Origin of the sequence: Mycoplasma marinum, from assembly GCF_004335975.1 — a bacterium.
In the GTDB taxonomy this organism is placed as follows: Bacteria; Bacillota_I; Bacilli_A; order Mycoplasmatales; family Metamycoplasmataceae; genus Mycoplasma_K; species Mycoplasma_K marinum.
The window spans coordinates 1-586 of the sequence record NZ_PSZO01000116.1; the positions used below are offsets into that span (position 1 = coordinate 1).

The 586-nt window shown below is 26.3% G+C and carries 1 protein-coding gene; it reads left to right on the plus strand.

Going from position 1 to position 586, the window contains the following annotated elements; translation table 4 throughout:
• Nucleotides 1-365 precede the first annotated feature (365 nt).
• The gene (locus C4B24_RS04915) at nt 366-563 is read left to right on the plus strand and encodes a hypothetical protein (RefSeq protein WP_131599662.1); all 198 of its coding nucleotides are present in this window, start codon (nt 366-368) and stop codon (nt 561-563) included.
• Nucleotides 564-586 lie beyond the last annotated feature (23 nt).

Sequence of the window (586 nt, forward strand, 5' to 3'; positions counted from 1 at the left end):
TCGGAATACCCATCTAACTTTAAATCTGTTATGAATGCATTCAAAAATCTTATATAAGCATTTTTATTCTCTCCAAGACTACTCTCTATTAATTTATATATATACTCTTTTTTCATATTAACTCCTTTGTAATGTAATAATTTTATCATAAATACACTATAAAAATAACTTTTTTGAGGTTTTAAATTAAAAATAGCTTTTTTGATAAATAATTGCCTTATATATAAAAAAGAGTGTTATAATTAATCTGTGCCTAAATGAAGGCACTGAAGCTGAAATGAAAAAATATCAGCAGTGTATGCCGATATAATTAAACCATGTAATTTAATTATAGCATACTTCTAAAATAAATTAGGAGGTTAACCATGAGTAAAAAGAATTCTAACGTTATTGTTACATCTAAAAATGATGTTTGATATGACGGAACAAAGATTGCTTCGTTTGAAGATAAAACTTCAGCAAACAGTTTTGGGAAATCGTTTGGCGATGCAGTTAATGAAGATGTGCATATACAATCTTCAAGAAATACATCGACTACTAAAAAAGGTCAATTTATAAAATAAATAACCTTTAGAGGATCCTCATA